This window comes from Moraxella sp. CTOTU46711 (genome assembly GCF_031975715.1).
GTDB lineage: Bacteria > Pseudomonadota > Gammaproteobacteria > Pseudomonadales > Moraxellaceae > Faucicola.
In genome coordinates this window covers 62,113-87,909 of the sequence record NZ_DALYMP010000006.1, presented here as the reverse complement: position 1 = coordinate 87,909, position 25,797 = coordinate 62,113, and the positions used below count along the sequence as shown (strand labels likewise).

Here is a 25,797-nt window from a genome sequence, read left to right as displayed (position 1 = left end):
CATTAGTTACACTACTAGTTAAAATCTCAGGTGAGTCATGCAAGGTATGACTTACCTGCCTTGTCCTCACTCACATTTTTTGCGGTATTGACCCCATTTTGAGCACTTTTTTATGCCAACTGCTAATTTAGACCCAAAATCCAGCCCAACGCCAAGCTCGAATATTAGCCAACCTCTCGCTGCTCACCCTGCCAAACCCAGTCGTTGGCAGTTAGCCTACGATACCATCATGATGGTTGCCATTGTGTTGGACTTGCTGCTTATGGGGTTTGACGCTTTGATGCTAAGTAGCTTTATGGCAAAAATAGCAAGTTGGCTGGGGTTTTTTGACAGTATTGTCAGTTATCAGCAAGGATGGCACGAGCCGCTCAAGGTAGCAGGGGGTCTGTTTACCATCTTTTTGGTAGCAGAGCTTGTGGTTCGCTGGTTGATTGCCATCGCCCAAAAACGCTATTACCGCTGGTTTTTCTTTCCATTCGTGCATTGGTATGAAGTGTTGGGCTGTGCACCGCAGCTGCGCGCCTTACGACTGCTGCGCGTTGGCGTGATTGCTTATCGTCTGCATGAACTGGGCTACAAAGTTTTGCCCGCCAGTTGGCTTGCCACGATCAAATTTTATTACCAAATGATTATGGAAGAGATTTCTGATCGGGTGATTTTAACTGCGATTGACAATATCCGCACCGAAATAAGCAACACCGATGGGCATTTGGTCAAAAACATCATCGACAAGCACCGAGATGACATACAAAAGGTCATTGTCGAAGCGCTGCAGCAAGAAGCCACACCGTTATTACAATCCACGCCCGCCCATCCTGCCATCTTTGCCAAACCTTTGGCAGAACAAGTGGGCATCGCCATTCAGCAAGCGTTAACCGATACGCCCGAGCTGCATCGCATATTACGATTGATACCGATTGCAGGTAGTCTGATAGAAAACCAAATGCACAGCATCGGGCAACACATTGGGGAAAATCTGACATTAAGCTTGACCACCAACCTTACCAAACCGCAAACGCTTACGCTGATGTATGAAGAAATCGCCAAAAGCTTGGTGCAAATTGACGTCACTAGCCCTGCGCTAGAAAAATTAGTTAGCGATATTATTGATGATAGTTTGACGTCACTTGCCAACCAAGTTCGCATTCAACAATGGAAGCACCAAATACGCTGATTGAATCCACCCATCTGGCGCCGATAGCCGCTATTCAGCGCTTTTTTTATCGCTCTATAACGGCTTTGGTTGCCAAACAACAAATAGCGCGGTGAATGGTTGTTGTTTTAAATAATACTTGCTAATATGCGTTATGAATCGATTTTGATGTATAAAAGTTATTATAAAAAGGTTTTTCATGACACAGCCCGCTGCCCTTGACTTGACCCAAGATAGTTCATCACAAAACTTACAAAGTCTACCTAACCTATCAGAGCAGGGTTCACCGCAAAGTCAGCAGCCAGCCAACCCATTACTCACCGACCATGTAGTCACTAGCGTGAAACTTACGGGCAGACTACTGAACTTTACCCGCCTAAATATTGAAGGCAATGATATCAAAGTAATTTTGACAAAGATTGCACAAAAGCTAGGTCGTCAACGCCAGTCCAACTTACCGGTGATTGTCAGTTGTCAACAGCCATTAAATTTAGCCCAGCTTTGGGGCGGCTTATGGGTGCTAGGGTTACAGCCGATTGGGTTAGTCACAGGCGCCAATGACACCCAAGCCAATGAGCTTCGCATTGCCATTTTTCCAGCGGATGGGCAGCGCATTGATGGCAAATCACCAAAAAATGTGGCGACGGGTAGTGAGCAAAAATCAAACAGCACAGCCAATACGCCATCCTCTCAAAACGTTGCGCAGTCCCCTATTCAATCACCCGCATCCGACAGTCAAGCGACCAAACGACAAAATCAAACCGCCAGTGATATGGTAACCAATAATACCGCAAGCAATGAGACCACAAATAATGATACTGGAGCTGCACCTGAAAAATTTGTCGCCTCACCGCATCACCAATCGCAGCTTGAAGGCGATTTGGTGCATAGTCAAATTTTGCGCTCAGGTCAAAGTATCAACCATGTTGGGGGTGACGTGATTTTGACCAAAGGCATCAATGCCGGTGCGGAAGCGATTACCGATTATAGCCTACACGTGTATGGCAAAGCCGAAGGGCGATTGGTCGCAGGGGCGACGGGCGACACCAATGCCAAAATATTCTGTTTGCGTTTTAACCCGTCACTGGTGTCAGTTGCAGGGACTTATTGCCTAAAAGAAAATATTCCTACTGAGTATTTGGATAAAGCGGTACAAGTCAGCTACTTGGATGGACAAGGCTTGGTGTTTGAGTTGATGGAATAACAATCACTTAAACAACCACTTATACCACAATCCATGCAAAAATCGTCAATCTCTCGATTAACTTCGAAAAGTTTTTTATGCTAAACTAGTCCAATTAACCAAATTTAGGCTAACTAAAATTTAAGTCTTAATTTTTAACGATTTACGTTAATTTATATCCATATTTTTCAAACCAGTTTAGCGTGAATGTGTGTATGGCTTGAATGATTCAATACTGCCTCACTGACACCGTGCTATGAATAGGAGTATGCCAAAGTGGCAAAAATCGTTGTTGTAACTTCAGGAAAAGGCGGGGTAGGTAAAACCACCACCAGCGCCTCTTTCGCTACGGGTCTCGCCGTCCGCGGCTTTAAAACTGTAGTGATTGACTTTGACGTGGGTCTTAGAAACCTTGACCTCATTATGGGCTGTGAAAACCGCATCGTGTATGACTTTGTTGATGTTATCTCAGGGAACGCGCGCCTGTCACAAGCGTTGGTAAAAGACAAACAACTCAATAATTTGTTTATCTTACCTGCCAGCCAAACGCGCGACAAAGACGCCTTGACAGATGAAGGAGTCGCGGAAGTCATTAATGAGTTAGCCAAACAATTTGACTACATCGTGTGTGACTCGCCCGCCGGTATCGAGCGCGGTGCCCAGCTTGCTATGTACCATGCTGATGAAGCCATCATCGTGACCAACCCAGAAATCTCATCGGTGCGTGACTCAGACCGTATCATCGGTATTTTGCAAAGCCGTACCAAAAAAGTTGAAGAAGGTACAGGCGTGGTACGTGAGCACTTGGTCATCAACCGCTACAACGCTGAGCGTGCGGAGCGCGGTGAGATGATGGATATTAATAGCATCTCTAATGACATCCTAAAAGTGCCACTACTTGGCGTGATTCCTGAAAGCAATAGCGTACTTGAGGCATCAAACCAAGGTGTGCCTGTGGTGCTAGATCAAAATTCAAAAGCCGGTCAAACTTATGACGACATGGTCGCTCGTTTCTTGGGGGAAGAACGTCCCTATCGCCATATCGAAGTGAAGAAGAAAAGTTTCCTACAACGCTGGTTTGGAGGTTAGGCTATGGGATTTTGGAGTAATTTATTTGGCGGCGAGCAAAAGTCAAACAGTGCCAATACTGCCGCAGAGCGTCTAAAGGTCATCGTTGCCAGCGAAAACCGCTTGCACAATCGGTTAACCCCAGAGCGTATCGAAAAAATGAAACGTGAGATTTTGGCAGTGGTCAATACCTACGTGTCAGGTGTTAACATTGATGACGTCAATATTCAACATCACAATGAAGCGAACATGGAAGTGTTGGAGATGAATATCAGCTTGCCTGATAGTACACGCCAATAATTCATATTGCGCTTAATCTAGATTGTTTTTAATCTAGGTTGCATTTAAAAAATTGTGACTAAAAAGCCCATGATGACATGGGCTTTTTAGTACTATGGGCTGACTTAGCGCATACGGCGAATCAAATGGTCTTTTTGGATAAATTGGTGATACAGCGCGCCGATGACATGCAAGGCCGTGAACACCAGCAGCAACGTCCACAACAGATTCTTATGAATTTTTTCTAACGTGCCTGACCAATCACTGTTTTCACTGACAAAGGCTGGGATATCAAATAGCCCAAACATACTCACCCCTTCCCCATCGAACATGACAGAAAACCAGCCCGCTAAAGGCATGGCAAGTAAAATCAAGTACAGTGCCAAATGGGTTAAATGCGATAGTTTATTTTGCCATTTTGGCATCGGTACATCGGCGGGGGCTTTGGTGACAAAACGGTTGATAATACGACCTACTGTCCAAAATAACACACTGAGTCCAAACGCTTTATGCAAATCAAAATAGGTAAAGTCAGTCGCATCTTCATTAAGCTCAATCATTGCCCAAGTCGCAATCAACAATACCACGCTAATCCAATGGAAAATACGTGACGATAGCGACCATTTGTTGATACCGTGTGGGGCAATCGGCTGTGGCGCTTCATTTGCAGGAAATAATGCCATAATGGATTTTACCTTATCATGATTTGTTTTGGGTTATTCTAGCAATCTTTGGGCAAAATAAAAGTAACAGACTGTTGGCAAAATAGCACAAAGGCGGACAGCGTCTAACTATCTAAATCCACCAAGAAATGCGAGAGCTTGTCCAAATCTGGTACCACACATAGCTCACCTGCCAACATGACTGGCTGAAAAATATAGGCGTGCTGTAAGCTGTAATCTGCCAAATTCGGTGCACGTGAACTCTCGACGAGCTCATCATTTGGCGCGTTTAAGGCGGTTAATAACTCAGGGTAGTTAGTCGCTAATTCAGCTTGGTAAGTGGCGTCATCAGCGTCTTTGAGATCAGCAATACGCACAGAATGGAAAGTCACTTCCCCGTGAATTTGTAAGGCAATACGATGGATATCGGTGACGCTTTCTAACACCACTAAGTGGGTGGGCTTATCATCTTTTGGCAACAAGTGATACACTGACACTTCTTGACCGCGCCAAATATAATTCCAAATGCGCTCATCATAGTTATCAATGCTCAAAATCAAGGCTTGCGGCACAATCCAGTCAGGCGAACTGCTAGAAGGAATTCGGGCAATGGTTAATTGACCTGTGGTGATACTTAGGACGCCTACATCTTCATCTTGCTTAAAGTAACGGTTTAACTCGTTTGCCATGGCTTACTCATTTTAGTGATTAATAAGAAATTTAGCGGTCGCTGCCAGCCTATAGCATTAGCCACACAAGGCGATTAGCTGCTCAGCTAACTGCTTAGGGGTGCCAACGAAAGTAACTTGATTGCTTTCAATCATGCTTTGTGGCTGGCTGGCGCAAGTGCTGCTATCAGGGGTTTGTGCCCAAATAATACTGCCATTTTTTTTGACCGTCGCTGCCGCATCACTGCCATCATTGCCCATACCAGAGAACACGATAGTGATTAAATTGTTGCCAAACGCTTCGCTGCAATTACGCATGACCTCACTGATTGGGGGTTTGTAACTGCCTTGCCAAGGTTTGCGCTGCAAAATTACCCGTCCATTGGAATCACACACCACGCTGTGGTCAATCGGTAAAATCAAACAACGCCCTGACAATAATTTTTGGGTATTGGTCACTATGTCACAGCGCCACTCGTTGTGACGATTTAAAATTCTTGGCAACGTGTTTAGCATATTTTGGTTGAAGTGCTGCGCTAGTAACAGTGATACTGGCAAATCTTCGGGCAAATTATCTAAAAATTCCTTAATGGCGAGCGGTCCGCCCATCGATGCTGCGAGCAATACCACATATTTCCACGGTTTGATTTCACTCTTGGCAGCCTCATAGTGCTCTAGCAAATCGCTACGTTCTAGCATTATGGCGATTTTTCGCTTGAGTTGGCGTTGCCATTTGGCATATAACAGACTTTCATTGATATAAGGTGCCGTGACAAAGCCCAGTAACACGATCTTAGTCAAATTGACATTCAGTTGTTTTTCAACATTTTGAATGACTGCGTAATCGTCTTGGGTATCGACTAGCCACACATCCACTTTTTGCTGAAAATGTTTTTCGGTCAGCTGTGACGCTGCCAAGCATTCCACGATTTCAAATCCCCATGAACGAATAGTATCGCTAAAGGCGAGCCGTTGCTGATTTTCCTCAGCAACGATAAAAAATCGCAGCGGCGGTGAGTGCTTTGACAGCATGAATGATTGTATCCTTTACATAGTCGGCTTAGTCAGTTTTTGCTTGTTGGGTAAAGCGCGCTAAGGTGTCTAACAGCATTTGTTCTTGGAATGGTTTACCCATGTACTCGTTTACCCCGATACCAAACGCCCGTTCACGGTGTTTTTCACCAGTACGCGATGTAATCATAACGATAGGGATATGCTGGAGTCGTGTGTTATGGCGAATATGGTTGGCGACTTCAAAGCCGTCCATTCGTGGCATCTCAATATCCAATACAATAACTTCCGGTAGCATTTCTTGCAGTTTTTCTAGCGCATCAATACCATCCGTTGCCACTTGGGCCTCATAGCCGTTACGCTCCAGTAGGCGCGAGGTGACTTTACGCACGGTTACTGAGTCATCTACAATCAGTACCACGGGTTTGTGCGCTTGTTTGACCGACTTATTGGCTTTTTGCTGCTCGACTTTGGCGATATTGCTGACATTACGCATCAATGCCACCAAGTCAAGAATAAGCATGACTGAACCATCCCCCATGATGGTAGCAGCCGAAATTCCATCGATATGTGAGAGCTGACGACCGAGCGGTTTGACAACCACTTCAATACGAGAGCCTGCAATCATATCCACTTGCAGCGCCATGCGCTGACCTAAATCAGTACGAATAATAATCACTGGTACACTGCTTGACTGGTGCGCTAGTGCATCCACCGGGTCACTGCCGTACAAAATCTGATTGAGATAGCGCAGACGATAGGCTTGTCCATCAATATTGATAGTATCGGCATTCGTGGTATAAAAATTAGCAATCGCATCGATATTGACCCGCATCACACGTTCAATTTGCACCAATGGTACAGCAAAGTATTTATCCCCTGCCCTAACCATTAAGGCATCAGAGACCGCAACCGTCAATGGTAAACGCATGGTAAAGCGTGATCCTCTGCCACTTTCAGAGTCGACGGTGACTACACCACCGAGCTGTTTGACCTCACTTTGTACCACATCCATACCGACACCACGGCCTGAGATTTGTGATACGGATTTGGCAGTGGACAGACCTGCGTTAAAGATATATTGCATGATATCAAGTGTTTTTAGACTGGTATCTTTGGCAGAAATCAAGCCTTGCTCAATCGCTTTTTGGCGTACCGCGTTCACATTAATACCGCGCCCATCATCGATTAAGTTGATAACGATTTCACCACCTTCACGCAGCACTTCAAGCGTGATTAAGCCTGTTCTTGATTTACCACTTTCAATACGTTCTTGCGATTTTTCGATACCATGGTCAACGGCGTTACGTAGCATATGCTCAAGCGGTGAGGTAATACGCTCAAGGATATTACGGTCAATTTCACCTTCATCGTTTAGGATTCGCAGTTCAACAGATTTGCCCAGCTCAGTGGCTGTTTGGCGGACGACCCGCTGCAGACGTGGCGTGATACGCGAGAATGGCACAGTACGTGAGTCCATCAACCCTTCTTGCAAATCGGACTGGGTACGTGATAATTGCAGTAGCAAGTTTTCGGTTTCACGGGTTTTATCGAGCATGGTCGTTTTGATGTCTAACAAGTCCGATGCCGATTCCGAGAGCGATTTTGACAGTTGGTTAAGCGCTGAATATTGGTCCATCTCTAACGGGTCAAAGTCATTTTCTAACGCATGTTCATCACCAATTTGTGACAAAATTTGAATCTCAAGCTCAGTTTCCATACGGCGTAGCTGATCTGCTAGACGCTGTACGGTTGCGCCCATCTCTTCGATATTGTTAGATAGACTCGATATACCCATCTCGATTCGTGAGCGGTTGATCGCGGACTCACCTGATAGGTTAATCATGCGCTCCATGGTACTTGCAGAAATCCTAAGCGTCTCAGCATTAAGGCTGGATTGATCTTGCTCAGATTCAAAGTTACTGGTCATCAGCGGCATGACGCTTAGGTCGCGCTGTTTGACTTCTAACGTGTCTTGTCCCAGACTACTGCGATAGATATCAATTTGTTCAATTTGGCTAGCTAAGTTAGCATTGGGGATTTCTTTTAAGCTATCAGGTTTTCGCGAGAATTGTTGCAGTGCTGCAACCAACGCCACCGGCGTTTGTGGGTTAAATTTATTTTCTAATACATAAATCGCACTTGCTAACCAGTCATGACACACCGCCAATAAGTTACCAATCATCCGAGTCGCAGGTTTGCGGCGGCTGCCTAGCTCTTCGTAGATGGTTTCCATTTCGTGCGCTAATGTAGCAATCCCTTCTGCACCGACCATTCTTGCGCCACCTTTGATGGTGTGCAATTCACGTTGCAAGGCTTGTAAAGCTGCAAGATCACTGTTATTACTACGGAACTCTTGTAAATGCTGGCTGCTGCTATCGATCAGCTCTTTGGCTTCTTCAAGATACACTTTTAAGATATCTTCGTCAGGCTCTTGACCTTTCCAAGTCTCTAAACGACGCTCTTCAAAGTTGTTAATAATTTCTTCGATGTAGAGTGGATCATTTTTCGCAAGCGCGCTATCACCCTCTTTGGCAGATTGTTTTTGCTCTATCAATTCTTCAGGATTGGCTTCAACAATCAGTGGCACCGCAAATACCAAGTCTCGACTTTGTACTGTGCCGGCGATGACCTCATCGATTTGGTGAGCAAAATCTGTGGCTTCAAAAGAGCGACTAAATTGTCGAACTTGCTTGAGCTGTGAGGCAATTGTTTCATGCAGCTTTTGCAGCAATGAAGCAGTATCGGTATCACTAGGTAAAATACCTTTGTCAATGGCATCATAGACTTGCTCACCACGTAGCGCCATCTCGACGATACTCGATATCCCGATTAGCTCTGCACCCCCTTTTAAGATGTGCATATAATTACCTAGTTCTTTGACTACTTCTAAATTGCTAAGGTTATTGAGCCATTGGTTGTAGTAATTTTGCATATCGGGCTGAATGGTTTGCACTTCATCCAAGAAAATCTGCAACAGTTCATCGTCGGTAGCAACTGTTTGGTACTGGATAGCATCCATCTCAGCTTGGTACTGACTTTTTGCCAATAATTTTCTTAAGTTTTCAATCGCCTCTTCATTGATATTGACGCGCAGTCCTGCTGCAATGGCGTCAAACATATTGATGAGCTGATTGTGTAAGCTCATTAAGCCATCATAAATGTCTGCGTTTTCGGCAAATTGCGGATAATCAGCGAGTTTTTTATAGGCAAACTGTAAGGTGCTTGGAATGATAAAATAGCTCAAACCCTCAGTCGCTTGCGCAAGCCTTGACGCTTGTTGTTCAAGCTGCTCGGCATAAGCAATAACTTGTTCACTCTCACTAGCAAACCTAGCCTGTGCTTGCTGATCGGCATCGAGTAAGTCATCAATATCAAGCGCTATCAAATCTTTGACCGTCAGTTTTGTGCTTTCATACGATTCGGTATTGGCATCTGTTAGACGCTCAATCAAGTCGGCAACAATGTCAGCGTTATCTTCTACCACCGTCACATCATGATGGATTTTATGCTCATCAATGTAGGTCTGTAGCAGATCTTTAGCCTCTTGCAAGGTCAATAACTGGCTAGCCGTGAGCGGCATTTCATTATGTAATAAGTCGCCCAGTGCTTCTTCTACCGCGGCGCTCAAGCGATAGACATTGTTGAGTTCAATCAGCGCTGCGCCACCACGCAAGGTATGGAATGCACGTAATATGGCATCAGGCACATGCGTTGCAGGCTCACCCAAATGGTGAGTGATAAAGTTATCAATATCGATCAATAACTCGTCTGCTTCTTCAATAAATACGTCATCAGCGACATCCATTTCACTGATGTCACTGACATTCTCTAGCACTTGAGTTTGGGCGTTGGCGTGACCAGACGAAAGCGCCGCATCTGTGCGTGGTGCACTTGGCGAAGCTGCTGCCTGCCCCGCAAAAGCGGATAAAGCTTGATGGTAGCTAAAGTTGTCGCCATGTTTTTTGGCATAGCTATTAGCAACGGCTTGCCATAATTGAATCATTGCGGGATAATCTTTACGATTTTCTGCAAAAATCGTGATGAGCCCACCAAATGCTTCAATGACATCACCAACCAGGTGTAAAACCCCCTCGTCTACTGTTATAGTATGATCGAGTACGCGATTGAGCATGTTTTCAATCGACCAAGCAAGCTCCCCTAGCTGATTGGCACCAACCATGCGACCTGAGCCTTTTAAGGTATGAAACCCTCGGCGGATTTCTTTTAAGGTATCAAAATCATCGGGCTTGGCTTGCCAAGCTTGGTTAAGCGGTGCAATTGTCTCAATAACTTCATTGGCTTCTTCGATATAAATTTCTTGAATATCGGGATCGCTGAACGCATCTGTGACCGTCGTTAGCTGCTCATATTCGCGAGCGACCACTTCAGGTAAGGCATGAATATCCCCTGTGGTTGATGGCGCAGTGTCGCTCGCAACTTCATTGCCTTGAGCCATGTTATCACTGTCTTCAGCCACACTAGCACTGACTGATACAAAGTTATCCAAGCCATTCGTTTCTGGCAGACCTGTGTTAATCGGCTGCTGCTTTAATAGATTAGTCGCTTGCAATACCGTAACCGCAGGGTCAATACTTGGCGCCCGCTGCCGCTGAAAATCTTCAACCAGTGTCGGCAGTTTACGATGAGTATCTTTGATAAAGCCCACTAACGCATCACTAACCGCTAAAGTGCCATCTAGCACACGGTTGAGCATGTTTTCTACCGCCCAACACATCTCACCAATTTGGTGAGCACCCACCATACGACCTGAGCCTTTTAAAGTATGAAAACCTCGGCGGATATCTTTGAGCGCGACTAATTCATGGGTATCCACTTCCCATACGGGAATTTGCTCACCCAACTCAGCAAGGACTTCTTGCGCCTCTTCAATGAAAATATCTCGGATATCTTCATCCATACTATAGTCATCATCTTTGAGGGCTTGCCTTGCAGCCGCCAGCGCTTGCGATTCTTGTACGCCAATCGTTTGCATCATAGGCGTTTGCGTGACAGCCTTTTGCGTGTTAGGCGCTTCTGCAGCATTAGCTAGCGGTTGCGTTGGTGATTCAATATCACTGGCAATACGTTCGCCTTCATCATCGTAAATCACCGTATCTTTGCTAAAGTGCTTGGTGGGTGCTACCACTTCAGCGGCGGTTAATGGTGTTTCGATTAAGCGATTAAGCAGTAAATTGGCACGGTTAAGCTGAGTTTGGGTTTGATCCAAAAATTCTTCGTTGACAGACTGATTGGATAAATAATCCAAAAATAGCTCAAAGCGGGCAATCATGTCGGCGATGGCATCACTGGCTTCCCAGCTTAAGACGTGTACCGAATTTTTATGGATACGACTAAATAATAAGCGAATTTGTTCGACCAATTCTTTGGGACGTGTTAAGCCTAATGCCCCAAGAACTTGAATGCTGGCAATCAATTCATCGTTGACTGTTAACTTATTCAAATCACGGGTTTGGATATATTGATTAAACGACCGCTTGATATTTTCAACATGCACGCGCGTCTGGCGCACCGCTTCATTTTGCGGATTGCTAGCATAGGCAAAATGCTGTAAGCCAATTTGGCTATCAAGGGTTTCAACCGTTGACAACAACTGGCTATAAAAATCTTGCAGCTGACGTTCTACCTGCCAACTCAGAGATGACGCCATAAAGGTATCTTGGGTCATCAAGCGCACGTCATCGATAATTTGCGCCATTTGGTTTTCATAAAACACCCAACCGCGATTTGCCAAACTATTTTTGACCGATTCAAGCAGCGGCAAAATGGTGAGGGGCTCATGCACTTGATAAATAATTTTTTCAAGTTTTTCCAATGCTTGACTAAATAAATTATCAAGCGTGTCACTACTATTGATATCCAAGCTTGATAACAGGGCTTTAGCGTCATGCGATTTGTGGGTTAACGCATTGAGCGATAATAATACATCAACCCCCAAACGAGACACGGTAATATCAGGGGTGAGAGTCAAATCATGCGTCAGCACCAAAGACAGACTGTTTAATAGCGAAGCATAAGCGGTTGGCGCAGGCTGCTCATTGATGGTTAGGTTATTGCACCACACTGCGACCAACTGCCAAAATTGACGCCAAGCAGGATTGATAGAAGCCTGGGATAAATAGCCAGCAACATTGGTCAGCGCATCTAAATGTTTGCTGTCGTTGGTCGCGTTTTGTAGTAGTTGCAAACTGTTATAACGCCAGACTTTGAGTAATTCATCGGCTTGGGCACTGTCCCATGAATGTTTGATGTCTGGCGTGGCTAATTGGCTTAAAAATAATAAAGTATTGTCTGTGGCAGGTTGGATGGGCTCATAAGATGACGTTATGCCAAGCAATTGCTCAAAATAAGCGATTCGGTCATTGACCCAGTCAGTATGAATCTGCTGTTTAGCTTGTACTTGTTCAATGTCAAATTGCAGCAACCTCACCGCATGGCTGATTTGACTAAAATACTGCGGAGATAAAGTTTCTTGCTGAATGGCGATAGTGGTTTTATCAAGCGTTTTTGCCAGTTTTGATAAGGCTGGCTGGTTGGCAAGCGCGAGTGCACCGGTGATTTGGTGCAAATGTTGACCGATTAACTGCCACGCTGGCTGCGCGTCATGTCGTTGTAGCAACTGGTTAAGTTCACCAAATACGTCTTTTAAAACAGGCATCAACCAGTCTAAGGCGATCAAATTACGTTGTTTACTCATACCATAATTCCTAGGACAACGACTGTCAAAAAAGATGACGATTTTTCTCGATTTTAAGTTAGTTGTAACGCAGTCGTTTATTAATTTCTTATATCACTTAAAATAACTTACCAGCTGTCTGGCGTCAACTCAGGTTGATAGCTTTTATACCCTTCAATATTGACTTCACTGATTAGCGCTCAATATTTGCCACTGCTTTGAGCCAATCTGGGGCAACCGTTTTGCAATAGCCATTGATTGTCGGTACGGCAATTTGCTGTAAATCTGGATCACTAAACCCCAGATTTTCACCTGAGCCTAACAACAAAACACCGTCATCCGCCAAATAACGGGCTAAATAACGCACGATGTCACGCTGCTCAAATTGCCGAAAATAAATTAGCACATTATTGCAGACAATCAGTTGGCATTGCCCTGCCTCTAGAGGAATCGATTGCTCAGCATCGACTAAATTTTTGCTAAAAAACTGCAATTGCGATTTTATTGTAGGGATTAGCGCAAATTTATCCCTGCCAACGTCTTTAAGGTAGTGATGATACAGAGCAGGAATAAACGGTTTTTGCGCGTTGTCATAGTTGCCAAGGGTTGCATCAATCAATGATTGCTGGTGAAAATCTGAGCCAAACACCTGATAAAATTGCATCCCATCCAAGGCATTTTCTAGACATAGTGCAATCGTGACTGCCTCCTGCCCTGTCGAACACCCCACACTCCACGCTGTAAAACTATGTTGTTGGTTTTGTGGCTGCACATGCCATGCTTTGGCAACTGTTTCAGCAAATGAAAAAGTAGGTAAATGCCGAAAAAACTGGGTTCTAGGAATTAATATATCATCGATTAGCTGATGATAGATAGTAGCATTCTGCACAATTGTCTGTAATAGCGCCGTACTGTCAAGCGCATTGCGCCGCATATGCCGCTCAATGATACCTTTTATCCAGTTGTTCTGAGATTTTGGTAGGATAAAACCCACTTGGTGTTCAACATAGTTGAGCCACAGTGACAATGCTTGCTCGGATAGATGGTACTGTTGCATAAACGTTATTTAGTCTTACCTCTACCCTAGTTGTTATCGGTGAATAACTTATTATCCGTGCATGACTTGGCATTAAAAAACCTTAATCAATAATTAAAACAACCCCTTTCAATCTCTCATCTAACACTTATACCCTTGTCTGCTACTTATAACTTTATCTAACAGTCATAAAAAGAAAGGTGGTTAAAACCACCCTTTACTTTTACCCAACTGTTAATTACTAAATCTAATTGGCCATTAAGCATTAGCCATTAAGCGCTTGCTAAAGCATCATCTGGCAATTTAAAGCCTGATACTGATTCTTGAAGCGCCGCCGCCATTTCATTAAGCTGACCGATTGAACGAGCGGCTGCCATGGTACCTGAAGTGGTTTGCGAGGTAATGTCTTGAATGACGTTCATCGTATTTGAAATATGACCCGCTGAGGCTGCCTGCTGACGCGCTGCATTCGAAATACTCTGAATCAATGATGCCAAGTTGTTAGATACAGTTTGTACTTCTTCAAGCGCCTCACCCGCGTCTTTTGCAAGTTTTGCACCGCGTACAACTTCTGCGGTGGTTAATTCCATCGACATCACGGCTTCGTTCGTATCTGCCTGAATGGTTTTAACCAGTGTTTCAATCTGTTTGGTCGCTGTGGCTGAACGTTCTGCTAGGCGCTGAACCTCGTCAGCGACCACCGCAAAACCACGCCCTGCTTCACCCGCCATCGATGCCTGAATCGCCGCATTCAACGCAAGGATGTTGGTTTGGTCAGCAATATCATTAATCAGTCCAACGATATCGCCAATCTCTTGCGATGATTCACCGAGGCGCTTAATACGTTTTGAGGTTTCTTGAATCTGGTCACGAATGGTATTCATACCATCAATAGTACGTTGTACCACTTCTGCCCCGTTATAGGCAATCGCAACCGAACGGTCCGCAACCGCAGCAGATTCAGCGGCATTTGACGATACTTGGTCAATCGACACCGCCATCTCATTAATCGCTGCAGAAGCTCCTGCAATCTCTTGCGCTTGGCTTTCAGAGGCTTCAGCCAGTTCAACTGCCGTTGCCTGTGTTTGGTCAGATGCGCGCGCGACCCGCTCTGCAGTGACGTTAATCGCAGAAACCAGTTGACGCAATTGGTCAATTGCAAAGTTGACCGAGTCTGCAATCGCCCCTGTAAAGTCTTCTGATACTGTCGCGTTCACGGTTAAGTCACCTTCCGCTAAATCGCCTAACTCATCAAGCAAACGCAAAATCGCCATTTGGTTACGTTCGTTTTCTTCTTGGATTTTGCGAGCACGCTCAGATTCAACTTCCATCTCATGACGTTGACGCAGCGTTTCACGCTCACCTTCTGCCTTCTCTCGATAGGTTTTAGCATTAATCTGGCGAGTCAAAAAGTAAATCGCCCCAATGACGCCTAATACAATCAAAATAGAGGGCAACCAAATCGTCAAAAAACTATTGGCAACACTATTATCTTGACGTACCAAAATTAGCAATTGGTAAAGTCGATAAATAAACGCCAAGGCAGCCACGCCACCACAGATACTTGCCCAAAAAATCCAGTTGGTTGAGCGCCCCCTATCCATACGATAATTACTGTTGCCAGGCCCGACCGCGACGGGGGAATTGGTATTGGTACTTAGGGTCGAAGTTTTAGTATCCATGATACGGTAATCCCTCAATTATTTTAATGAGTTAGAAAATTAGGTTATAACGCTGCTTCTAAATAACGCGTGTCTTGCGCCAATAAGCTTGGCATAAACACATACCAAATCTGCTCATTTTGTTTAAACCGACCATGCGTATACTGAGCGAGCGGTGAATCATTCGGCATTTCGATAGGCTGATATTGCCCTTGACTAAAGGTTTGGATACCCAATATCTCATCGACTTGTAAGCCACTAAAGAGCTTGGGTTGATCAATCACCAAAATCTTTTGATTGGCTGATTGGTAGTTTGAGCTTGATGGAGGTAAACCTAAAAAGTTCGACAAATTGGTAATCGGTAGTAACCGTCCCCGCACATTGGCAATCCCTAATAGCCAAGGTTTTGACAAAGGCACTGAGGTATAAGCAGGCAAAGATAGCACCTCAGCCACATCGCCGAGTGGGGCTACCAAGTGGTAACCACCGAGCGAAAACGCAACCCCTAACCACTGGGTTTTTTGGTCAAAGTGAGCACCTTTTTGTCGTTTGATACCGCGGTCAGCGAGTCGTAAAAGCTCAATAAAGCCATTTGAGGACACGAAACCTACTCCATCACGGAACGGATTACAGTGATTAACGCTTCTTCTGTAATCGGCTTACTTAGATAATCTCGTGCGCCTTGACGCTTGCCCCATACACGGTCAGTTTCTTGATTTTTAGTACTGATGATGACAACAGGGATATGACTGGTTTTTGGGTCACGGGTAAGTTTGCGGGTTGCTTGAAAGCCGTTCATCTCGGGCATGACCACATCCATCAAAATCACGTCTGGGAAAAACTCATTGGCTTTTTGAATCCCATCATCGCCTGTATGCGCTTCAATGACTTCATACTGATGACGGGTCAAAATATCCCGAAATTTTGCCATTTCTGATGGTGAATCATCAACTACTAAGATTTTGGCCATAGACTTACCCTTTTACCTGCTGATTGATTATATTAATCGCTTTATATTTTGCTGTTTTGTGTGTCTGTACTCATGACAGCACAACTTTAAACACGTATCCCAAATCTATGCCCGTTTAGGTTGCAATCTGCGCTTTTATGTTAGTTATCTCTAGTCTGATCGTAGCTAGTGATTGTAAACTTTAAGTATTAACAACAGTGGTACTGGCATGTTGTTAATCTCGAGCACAGCGTATTAAGACGCAGGACGATGACGTTCAATGGCGTCAAATAGCTCTTCTTTACTAAATGGTTTGGTCAAGTACTCATCTGAGCCGACAATACGACCGCGCGCTTTATCAAACAAGCCATCTTTTGATGACAGCATAATTACGGGCTTGGCAGCAAAATCTGCGTTGTTTTTGATCAGTGAACAAGTTTGATAACCATCAAGGCGTGGCATCATAATATCGACAAAAATCAAATCTGGGTTAGTATCAGCAATTTTTGCCAATGCATCAAAGCCATCAACAGCAGTAATCACCTCACAGCCTGCTTTGGCAAGTAACGTCTCTGCGGTACGACGAATGGTTTTTGAATCGTCAATAATCATGACTTTTAGGCCTTCAAAATTTGCATCCATAATATTTTCCTAATGGTTGTTTCGCTATGATTTTGCTATCCACTGTCCTATAGCGATTGCTCAAAACTTTAAGTCATAGGCGTTAGGGCAGTTATCACATGATCCCATCAACGCTCAAAAGTCACTAGTACAATTTTTGACAATAAAACTAAGCTATTGTAAATAATTTTTATAAGATATAACAAATATTTCAGACGGATAGTTAAAAACCAACTGTATGGTGATTATTGCTAAAATACTACCATACTTTTTTGCTGTAAAGTATGCTTAAATCGATGCACTTATCGTTCATTTTTAACATCCTGATGACCATTCGAGTTTGATCTGGTGACTGCTTGGGTAGATTGCCCATAGAGCCATGGTAATATACAGGTATTACCTGATGATAAAAACATGTTGAAATAAGCTTAGAAAAACGCATTGTACTGGTTATTTCTACATCATTTTATATTTTTTTAAGTTGATTGTTTGTGCTGAGGACGTCTCGTTCATGATAACACCAAAGTTTATCACCAAAGTTGTACCATTAAGCCTAGCTGTGGCTAGCACTGTTATGGGTTTGAGTGGCTGCCAAAAACAGCAAAACGACAGCAAAAGCCCGCTGTCAACCCAAAAGACTCAAGTCACCACCGCTTCAGCCACCCCGCAAATCGCCAATAACGAGATTCAGCTATTAGCTGCTGATGTCATCACCGCCAAAGCAGACCGTTTTGAACCGAGTGTCACTGTGACAGGGGCACTGCAGCCTTCAGACCACACAGTGGTGCAATCAACCGTGAATGCGCAAGTGCAACAAGTGCTGGCTGATGTAGGTAAAACAGTGGCAAAAGGTGAACCATTGGTGCGACTTGATATCAGTGATAGTAAAAACCAACTCGCTCAAGCGCAAGCCGATGTTGCCGCCGCCCAAGCACAAGCCATCGTCGCCAATAAACTTGCTGAGCGCAACAAAATTTTGCTCGAGCAAGGTTTTGTCTCACAAATAGAGTATGAGCGTAGTGTGGCAGACAGCATTGCGCAGCGTGAATCCATCAAAGCCAAACAAGCCCAATTAAGTAGTGCACAAAAAATGTTTGGCGACACCACGATTTATGCGCCTACCACGGGGATTGTCAGCAGTCGCAGCGTCAATGTCGGACAGGTAGTCACGCAAAACCAAGCCTTGATGGAAATCATTGACCCCAATAAACTTGAGTTTGCCGCCAATGTCCCTAGCGAAGCACAAACACAGCTACAACTCGGTCAACAAGTGCCTTTTACTATTAGTAATCAAACCAATCAGTACATTGGACAAATTAGCCGCATTTCGCCCCAAGTCGATGCCACCACTCGCCAGCTGACGATTTATATCGCGGTTAAACCTTCTCAGCGTAATCGCGGACTTCGCCCAGGCATGTATGCCACAGGCAAGCTTAATTATGGGGTTGCACAAGTTGGGGTATTGGTGCCGATGTCAGCGGTAATGCTGGAGTCTAAAGCGCTCGAATCTACAGCCCTCGAATCTGGAGCAAAAGGTGCAGCCAATAAATCCAGCGACCAATCCGCCACAAGTCCAACCTTAGAAGCTGGCACGATTTTGGTAGTCAGTAAAGACAATGTGATTACCAAACAGCCTATTAAAGTACTCAAACACCTTGACGATACCAGTCAGTATTTAATTGCTGGCATCGAGGCTAACACTACGGTGATTGTGGCAAATCTCAATGCCAATGATGTGGGTAAAAAAGTCGTGCTCAAATAGCTTACTGATAGTGTTTCATTCAATCATTCTATATTGTTAAAAATTTTATTGTCAAAAATTTTGGTATTAGGAATTTGCTATGTGGCTTACCCGCGTCAGTATCAACAATCCTGTGTTTGCCGCCATGATCATGCTCGCGCTGATGGTCATTGGATTGCTGGCAACATTTCGCATGAAAGTTGAGGAATTTCCTAATATTGAATTCCCTTTTGTGGTGGTCAATACCGTTTATAGTGGTGCTTCACCTGAAGTCATCGAGACCGACATTACCAAAAAAATTGAAGACCAAGTCAATACCATCGCCGGTGTCAAAGAAGTGACCTCCGTCACCCAACAAGGCTTGTCACAAGTCATCGTGCAGTTTGATTTAAATATTCCTTCCGATGTTGCCGCGCAAAGCGTGCGTGATAAATTGGCACTGGTGACCCCCACCTTTCGTGATGAAGTCACCACGCCTATCGTTGCGCAGTATAATCCTGCCGATGCGCCTGTGGTGTCTGTCACATTTCGCTCTGACAAAATGTCGCTTCGGGAATTATCCACTTATTTAGACAACACGGTCAAAAAACAACTGCAAACAGTCACAGGGGTGGGTCGTGTCGATATATTGGGGGGTCGGCAGCGTCAAATCCGTGTGCTGCTCAATCCTACCCAAATGAATGCCTATAAAGTCTCAGTCAATCAAATTAGCAATGCGCTACGCTCAGAAAACGTCGAATTACCTGTGGGTACTATCAATAATCAAAATCAAGAGATGGTGATTCAAGTTAACGGGTTGGTCAAAACACCCAATGAGTTTAATCAAATCATTGTCGCCCAAAATCGTTCAAGCACGGGTGCTACCGTGCCTGTGTATTTATCGCAAGTTGCCCAAGTCGTTGATGGACAAGCCGAGGCTGAGTCAGCGTCGCTACAAAATGGTCAACCTGCGGTGGCAATGGATATTATCAAAATGTCGGATGCCAATTTGATTGATGTGGTTGATAAAACCCAACAGCGTCTGGCAGAAATCCAAGCGACCCTACCCCCAGGTGTTACCATGACGGTGGTCGCTGATAGCTCAAAAAGTATTCGTGGCTCGTTAAATAATGTGGTGCGCACCTTGATTGAAGGGGCGATATTGGCGGTGTTTATTGTTTGGTTGTTCTTAGGGTCGTGGCGCTCGACCATTATCACAGGATTGACGCTGCCCATTTCGCTACTTGGTACTTTAGCGGCGATTTGGACGTTTGGTTTTTCCATCAACATGATGACCCTACTGGCGCTGGCATTATGTATCGGACTGCTGATTGATGATGCGATTGTGGTGCGGGAAAATATTGTGCGCCATGTGGGTATGGGCAAACATCACCGCCAAGCGGCGCTTGATGGCACCCAAGAAATCGGGCTTGCCGTGCTAGCGACGACGCTGGTGATTGTGGCGGTATTTTTACCCGTGGCTTTTATGGGCGGGATTATCGGACGCTTTTTTTATCAGTTTGGTGTGACCGTTTCCACCGCTGTGTTGCTGTCGTTATTTGTTAGCTTCACGCTTGACCCGATGTTGTCTTCGATTTGGCCAGACCCAGATGCCGCGCACCAACATGACCGACTCAATGGGTCTGTATCGTTTCGCAAGCGACCGATTGCTTGGCTATTAGCGGGCTTTCAGGGCCTGTTAGATCGGTTGACCAATCTATACAGCCATATTCTTGCGTGGAGTTTACGCCATCGTTTGATAACTGTGCTTATTGCAATTGGCTCACTGGTTGCCGCGTTTTTTGCCGTGGGGTTGGTGGGTAAAGAGTTTGTCCCGCAAGCGGATATGAATGAAATCAAAGTCAAATTTGAAACGCCTGTCAATGCCAATCTTGACTACACCCAACAAAAAGCAGCACAAGTCAACGCGGTATTACAAAGTTTTCCTGAAGTTACCAATACTTATGCCACGGTTAATGCCATGTCATATAGCGGTAACAATCGGGTACAAGTGAATGTGTCGTTAGTACCTAAAGATGAGCGCACGCGCGGATTAGATGCCTTAAACCGTGCCATGCGTGAGCAATTGCAGCAGGTAGGCGGTATTAAAGTCACCTCAGTGGCAGCCGCTGCCATGGCAGTCAGCGGTGGTCTTAAGCCGATTATGATATCCATCAAAGGCAATGATTTGAATGAACTGCAACGCTTATCCAATGAGTTTATGCAAAAACTCTCAAACGTCAATGGCTTGGTAGATTTGGAAAGCACCCTTAAACAGCCCAAATCAATGGTCAATGTCACCATTAACCGGGAAGCAGCAAATGATGCCGGTCTTTCGATTGGGCAAATCGGACAAGCATTACGACCGCTGCTTGCCGGTGACAATGTGAGCACTTTTAAAGATGACAACGGCAACAATATCGATGTCAACGTGCGCTTAAATGACGACAACCGCCAGACTATCTCGCAACTACAATCTATGTACTTGTCATCAAGCCGTATGGATCAAAATGGTCAGCCGATACTAGTGCCGCTATCGCAAGTGGCGAATTTTAGTGAAACATTAGGTGCACCGCAAATCAACCGCCGTTCGCTGTTTCGTGAGGTGGTAGTCCAAGCCAACACCGACGGCAGACCGGCAGGTGATATCGGCGCGGATATCACCAAAATCCAAAACGAAATGAAACTGCCACCCGGTTACAGCTTTGCGGTACAAGGCTCTAACAAGGACATGGCAGAATCCATCGGTTACGCGACAACCGCACTTGGACTGGCAATCGTGTTTATTTATATGTTGTTAGGGTCACAGTTTAATAGCTTTTTATACCCTGTGGCGATTATGGCATCGCTGCCGTTATCGCTAATTGGGGTGTTCTTTGCGTTATTTTTATTCGGTTCTAGTCTTAATATGTTTTCTATCATCGGCATTATCATGCTAATGGGATTGGTGTGTAAAAATGCGATTTTGCTCATTGATTTTATTAAAGAATCCTTATCAAACGGTTTGAGCCGTACTGAATCTATTATGCTGGCCGGGCAAACGCGCCTGCGCCCTATTTTGATGACTACCGCTGCCATGGTGATGGGGATGATACCGCTGGCGCTAGGCATCGGTGAAGGGTCGGAGCAGCAAGCACCGATGGCACACGCCATTATTGGCGGGGTGATTACTTCAACGTTATTGACCTTGATTGTGGTGCCTGTGATTTATACCTACTTAGATGATGGCAAACAGCGGTTTTTTCGGTTATTTGCTAAAAAGAAAGCAGCAACCCCTGCGATAGAGCGCCACGACTCACTTTAAGCAATAATTCATTACAATTTTATACAGTGTAAAGAAACTTAAGAATGAGTAGCCCAGTACAATTTTAAATTGGGCTATGCATTAATTGGATTAATTAGGCTGCGTGATTGATAGCTGTATGATTGGCAGCTAAGAAGTTTTATAAATCTGTGTAAGACACTATCATATTGATAGTGTCTTGCTTTATGATAATAATCTCTTGCTTTATGATAATAGGCTCTTGATTGATGATAGAAGTCTAGCTTTGATAAGCAAAAGCAATAATAACAACTGATTTATTTTAGAAATTTTTTGGAGTTGGTGATGGAAGATAATAATAGTGGTACTAAAACCGTACTATTGATTGAGGATGATCCAGATTTAGCCGAGTTGATTAGCGAATATTTGGGCATGAACTATTATGAGGTTCAGCATGCGCCTACCGCTACAGAAGGGCTAGAGACGCTATTTAATCCTGCAAAATCCATTGATTTGGTGATTTTAGATTTGATGTTGCCGGATATGGATGGTATGCAAGTGTGTCAACGTATTCGACAGCACAAAGATAGCCGTCTGGCGCAAACGGCGATTATTATGCTCACTGCCAAAGGTGACACCACTGACCGTGTGCTGGGTCTTGAGATGGGCGCGGATGATTATGTCTCAAAACCATTTGAACCGCGTGAACTATTGGCGCGTATCCGTGCAGTCATGCGCCGTCACGACCTGCCGCTCCACCAACAAAAAGAAGATAACTTAGTATTTGGTCGTTTAAAGGTTTATCCAGACAGCCATGAAGTGACAATTGATGATGAGCCGGTGCGTTTGACCACCCACCAGTTTCAATTATTACATTACTTTGCTACCCACTCAGGTAAAGTACTGAGCCGTGAACAGCTGTGGCATGCGATGCCAAACGATGACAGCAGTGATAACATCGACCGTGCCATTGATGTACATATTTCGCGTCTGCGCGCGCTGATCGAAGACAATCCTCGTCAGCCAAAACGCATTATCACGGTGCGCGGTGTCGGCTATCAGTTTGCCACTGACCAAGTGTAAGAGTGTAAGATTGCTTGACAAATTTAACACGCAAAAGGTCATCATCCTTGGTTATTTATTATACCAAAGCTATTATAATAACCTGTGATGACCCACGATTTTTGGATTCTGTGTGCGATTGAACGGCATAAAATTTAACAGTGTATTTAGCAAGTTATTTGCCAGCGTTATGCTGGCATTGGTCATTTTTGCTGGGGCAATGGTAGTTTTAAGCCACTTGGTACACGATACTTCTGCCAATACCCGCCACCAAGTCATTGCCAGCCAAGTCACCCAACAGCTAGACCCGTTACTAGTTGAGCTGCGCACTGCTCAAGACCAACAAAAAAATCTCGAAACCCGCTATCTACTTGCCCTAGTACGGCGTAGTTTTAATATCTATAGCGATTCACTCAACGCCAAATTTGGTCTATACGATGGCAAAAGTGGCGAGGCAATTATGATCATGCGTGGGCTGCCTGCCACCTTACCGCCAAACCCGCCATTTTTTTCCTCTCTATTTCCTAGAGATGATCCAAAACATCCGACCGAAATTCAAGTCAATAGCCAATCGGGTTATGTGCTGTTATACCAATCAAAACTTAGTAACCGCCGTGCGATTTCGCCCGCGATTAATTTATTGACAGGCACCTTGCTACTGCTGCTCATTATGTCGGGCATGTTATGGATGATTGCGCGTACCATGACATGGCGTATCAATCAGCTGAGTCGGCAAATCACCCAACTGGGTGATGGCGATTTCTCTGCCCGTGTCACGCCTGTGGGCAACGATGAAATTACCATTTTGGCACGCGGTTTTAACCAAACCGCCGAGCGTATCGAAACCTTGATGAATGCCAATAAACTGCTGTTAGCCCATGCTTCACATGAGATTCGCACACCGATTACCCGTATTCGTCTACAAGTTGAAATGATGACGATGCTGGCAAGCCAGTTTGACAAAACAATACAAGATAAAGTGCAAAAGCGTGCCGATGCCATCAACCGTGATTTGACGGGTCTTAATGATTTGGTGGAAAGTATTTTGCTGGTCAGTCGTATGGATGCCGGTCATGCGATAGAAAAAGTAGAAGACGTCGATTTATATGAGTTAATTAAAAACGAGATTCAGCACTACCCACAAGCTACCTTTGCAGGTGGTCATATTATCATCCAAGGACAAGCCAAACTTCTTACCCACCTCGTGCGTAATTTGCTCGACAATGCCCATCTTCATGGCGTCCCACCTGTGAGCGTACAGCTGTATGCCATTGATGATGCGGGTAATCAACTGGCAAGTGATGCCCCAACAGCGATGCAAGAGAGTACAAAAGATACCGATACTCAAAAAGATAAAGTGGCTTTGCCCGCCCCTATAAAAAATACCACCAGTGACCCCACAAACGGCGATGACATCACTGTTGACCCTGAAATGTCATCGACAAATAGTCCCGCCGCAACGGACACAGCAGATAGCGAGGCAACTTCGAGCAAACTGGCTAACAAACCAAAAAATAAATCGTCTATTTTTTCCCGTAAAAAATCTGACATTGTGCATCTGCCAGAATTTCATCAGGTGTGTATTGCGGTTATCGACCAAGGTACAGGCATTCCTGAAGACAAACGCACCGATATCTTCAGTCCATTTGTACGGTTACAACAAGAGAAAAAAGGCTCAGGGCTCGGGCTATCTTTGGTCGCGCAGATTGTCAAAGCCCATGGCGGTAGTATTATCACCGACACAGTGCACGGTCATACCCGCTTTTTGGTCACATTACCTATCACCCAATCGTAACCGCTTTTATATCTGCCTATAGTTTTGTCACAATTTTTTCGGTTTTCTCCTCTATTATTTAATTAAACCCACCATTCGGCATTTATTTATTCGTTAAAGCGACTAAACGCTGACGACGAGCTGTGCTAAAATTACCCTCTTTTAGCCACTGCAAAATTTTTTATTATCATGATTACCATTGATAACGTTACCAAACGCTTCCAAACCCAAGATGGCAACTGGTTTACTGCGGTAGAACCGACATCGCTCACAATCCAACAAGGCGAGATTTTTGGCTTGATGGGTTATTCGGGTGCAGGCAAATCCACCTTGCTACGCTTGATTAATTTACTTGAACGCCCAGATAGCGGCACGGTCACCATTGATGGCAAGGAGTTGACCTCGCTATCCACCCACGATTTGCGCCATGCCCGCCAAAATATCGGGATGATTTTTCAGCAGTTTAATCTGATGGCAAATCGCACGGTGGCACAAAATATTGCCTTTGCCCTAGAAATTGCCGGTTGGGAAAAAGCGACCATCATGCCTCGGGTGATGGAATGTCTTGAAATTGTCGATTTGGTCAATCGCGCCAACCACTATCCTGCCCAGCTCTCTGGTGGTCAAAAACAGCGGGCAGGTATCGCACGGGCGTTAGCACCCAAACCGCATGTAATGCTTGCCGATGAGCCTACCTCTGCGCTCGACCCTGCAACGACCAAATCGGTGTTAGCCTGTCTCAAGGATATTAATGACAAGTTTAACGTCACTATCGTGATTGTGACCCATGAAATGTCCGTGATTCGCAAGCTGTGTAACCGCGTTGCCCTGCTTGATAAGGGAAAATTGCTTGAGGTCGCTGACGTACATTCGGGGCAAATTCATGCCACCACACCGATTGGGCAACTGCTGATTAGTGATGATTAACGGCGCACAAACATCGTTAATGACTGGATAATCTTTTAAGTTTTAAATTGAATCGTTGGGTAAT

The 25,797-nt window shown here is 44.8% G+C and carries 17 protein-coding genes and 1 pseudogene; 9 read left to right on the top strand and 9 right to left on the bottom strand.

Annotated features, from left to right (window positions below; all coding sequences use genetic code 11):
• Nucleotides 1-112 precede the first annotated feature (112 nt).
• The 4 genes from RTJ53_RS09065 (at nt 113) to minE (ending at nt 3,704) form a co-directional block, all read left to right on the top strand.
• Entirely contained in the window at nt 113-1,174 is a 1,062-nt protein-coding gene (locus tag RTJ53_RS09065) for a hypothetical protein (RefSeq protein ID WP_312276677.1), read from the top strand.
• 178 nt (nt 1,175-1,352) lie between these two features.
• Nucleotides 1,353-2,357, top strand: a complete 1,005-nt coding sequence (gene minC, locus RTJ53_RS09060) for a septum site-determining protein MinC (RefSeq protein ID WP_312276676.1) — start codon at nt 1,353-1,355, stop codon at nt 2,355-2,357.
• A gap of 255 nt (nt 2,358-2,612) precedes the next feature.
• Complete coding sequence (minD, locus tag RTJ53_RS09055; RefSeq protein ID WP_062332529.1) at nt 2,613-3,425, top strand: septum site-determining protein MinD; 813 nt, start codon at nt 2,613-2,615, stop codon at nt 3,423-3,425.
• Between the two features lie 3 nt (nt 3,426-3,428).
• Nucleotides 3,429-3,704, top strand: a complete 276-nt coding sequence (minE, locus tag RTJ53_RS09050; protein ID WP_007115412.1) for a cell division topological specificity factor MinE — start codon at nt 3,429-3,431, stop codon at nt 3,702-3,704.
• A gap of 104 nt (nt 3,705-3,808) precedes the next feature.
• On the opposite strand, the gene RTJ53_RS09045 is transcribed toward minE, so the two are convergent.
• From RTJ53_RS09045 to pilG, 9 genes and pseudogenes are all read right to left on the bottom strand, one after another.
• Nucleotides 3,809-4,366 (bottom strand): cytochrome b, encoded by a 558-nt coding sequence (locus RTJ53_RS09045; RefSeq protein ID WP_159768570.1) that lies wholly within the window; start codon nt 4,364-4,366, stop codon nt 3,809-3,811.
• A 104-nt stretch (nt 4,367-4,470) separates the two neighbouring features.
• Nucleotides 4,471-5,034 (bottom strand): hypothetical protein, encoded by a 564-nt coding sequence (locus tag RTJ53_RS09040; RefSeq protein WP_312276675.1) that lies wholly within the window; start codon nt 5,032-5,034, stop codon nt 4,471-4,473.
• Between the two features lie 57 nt (nt 5,035-5,091).
• Nucleotides 5,092-6,045, bottom strand: a complete 954-nt coding sequence (locus RTJ53_RS09035) for a chemotaxis protein CheB (protein WP_312276674.1) — start codon at nt 6,043-6,045, stop codon at nt 5,092-5,094.
• A 28-nt stretch (nt 6,046-6,073) separates the two neighbouring features.
• Entirely contained in the window at nt 6,074-12,742 is a 6,669-nt protein-coding gene (locus tag RTJ53_RS09030) for an Hpt domain-containing protein (RefSeq protein WP_312276673.1), read from the bottom strand.
• 172 nt (nt 12,743-12,914) lie between these two features.
• Nucleotides 12,915-13,778, bottom strand: coding sequence for a CheR family methyltransferase (locus RTJ53_RS09025; RefSeq protein ID WP_312276672.1), 864 nt, complete (start codon nt 13,776-13,778; stop codon nt 12,915-12,917).
• 251 nt (nt 13,779-14,029) lie between these two features.
• Nucleotides 14,030-15,061, bottom strand: a pseudogene (locus RTJ53_RS09020) (methyl-accepting chemotaxis protein); the annotation flags it as partial.
• A gap of 422 nt (nt 15,062-15,483) precedes the next feature.
• On the bottom strand, nt 15,484-16,020 hold the full coding sequence (locus RTJ53_RS09015) for a chemotaxis protein CheW (RefSeq protein WP_312276671.1): 537 nt from the start codon (nt 16,018-16,020) through the stop codon (nt 15,484-15,486).
• Between the two features lie 5 nt (nt 16,021-16,025).
• Entirely contained in the window at nt 16,026-16,388 is a 363-nt protein-coding gene (locus RTJ53_RS09010) for a response regulator (RefSeq protein WP_036592735.1), read from the bottom strand.
• Nucleotides 16,389-16,622: 234 nt separating this feature from the next.
• The gene (gene pilG, locus RTJ53_RS09005) at nt 16,623-17,009 is read right to left on the bottom strand and encodes a twitching motility response regulator PilG (RefSeq protein ID WP_312276670.1); all 387 of its coding nucleotides are present in this window, start codon (nt 17,007-17,009) and stop codon (nt 16,623-16,625) included.
• A 490-nt stretch (nt 17,010-17,499) separates the two neighbouring features.
• Between pilG and RTJ53_RS09000 the strand changes: the two genes are divergently transcribed.
• From RTJ53_RS09000 to RTJ53_RS08980, 5 genes are all read left to right on the top strand, one after another.
• Nucleotides 17,500-18,750, top strand: a complete 1,251-nt coding sequence (locus RTJ53_RS09000; RefSeq protein ID WP_312276669.1) for an efflux RND transporter periplasmic adaptor subunit — start codon at nt 17,500-17,502, stop codon at nt 18,748-18,750.
• 79 nt (nt 18,751-18,829) lie between these two features.
• Nucleotides 18,830-22,012, top strand: coding sequence for an efflux RND transporter permease subunit (locus tag RTJ53_RS08995; RefSeq protein ID WP_312276668.1), 3,183 nt, complete (start codon nt 18,830-18,832; stop codon nt 22,010-22,012).
• A gap of 303 nt (nt 22,013-22,315) precedes the next feature.
• Nucleotides 22,316-23,053 (top strand): response regulator transcription factor, encoded by a 738-nt coding sequence (locus RTJ53_RS08990; RefSeq protein ID WP_007115400.1) that lies wholly within the window; start codon nt 22,316-22,318, stop codon nt 23,051-23,053.
• A 169-nt stretch (nt 23,054-23,222) separates the two neighbouring features.
• Complete coding sequence (locus RTJ53_RS08985; protein ID WP_312276667.1) at nt 23,223-24,827, top strand: sensor histidine kinase; 1,605 nt, start codon at nt 23,223-23,225, stop codon at nt 24,825-24,827.
• 168 nt (nt 24,828-24,995) lie between these two features.
• Complete coding sequence (locus RTJ53_RS08980) at nt 24,996-25,733, top strand: methionine ABC transporter ATP-binding protein (protein ID WP_309577253.1); 738 nt, start codon at nt 24,996-24,998, stop codon at nt 25,731-25,733.
• Nucleotides 25,734-25,797: the final 64 nt, after the last annotated feature.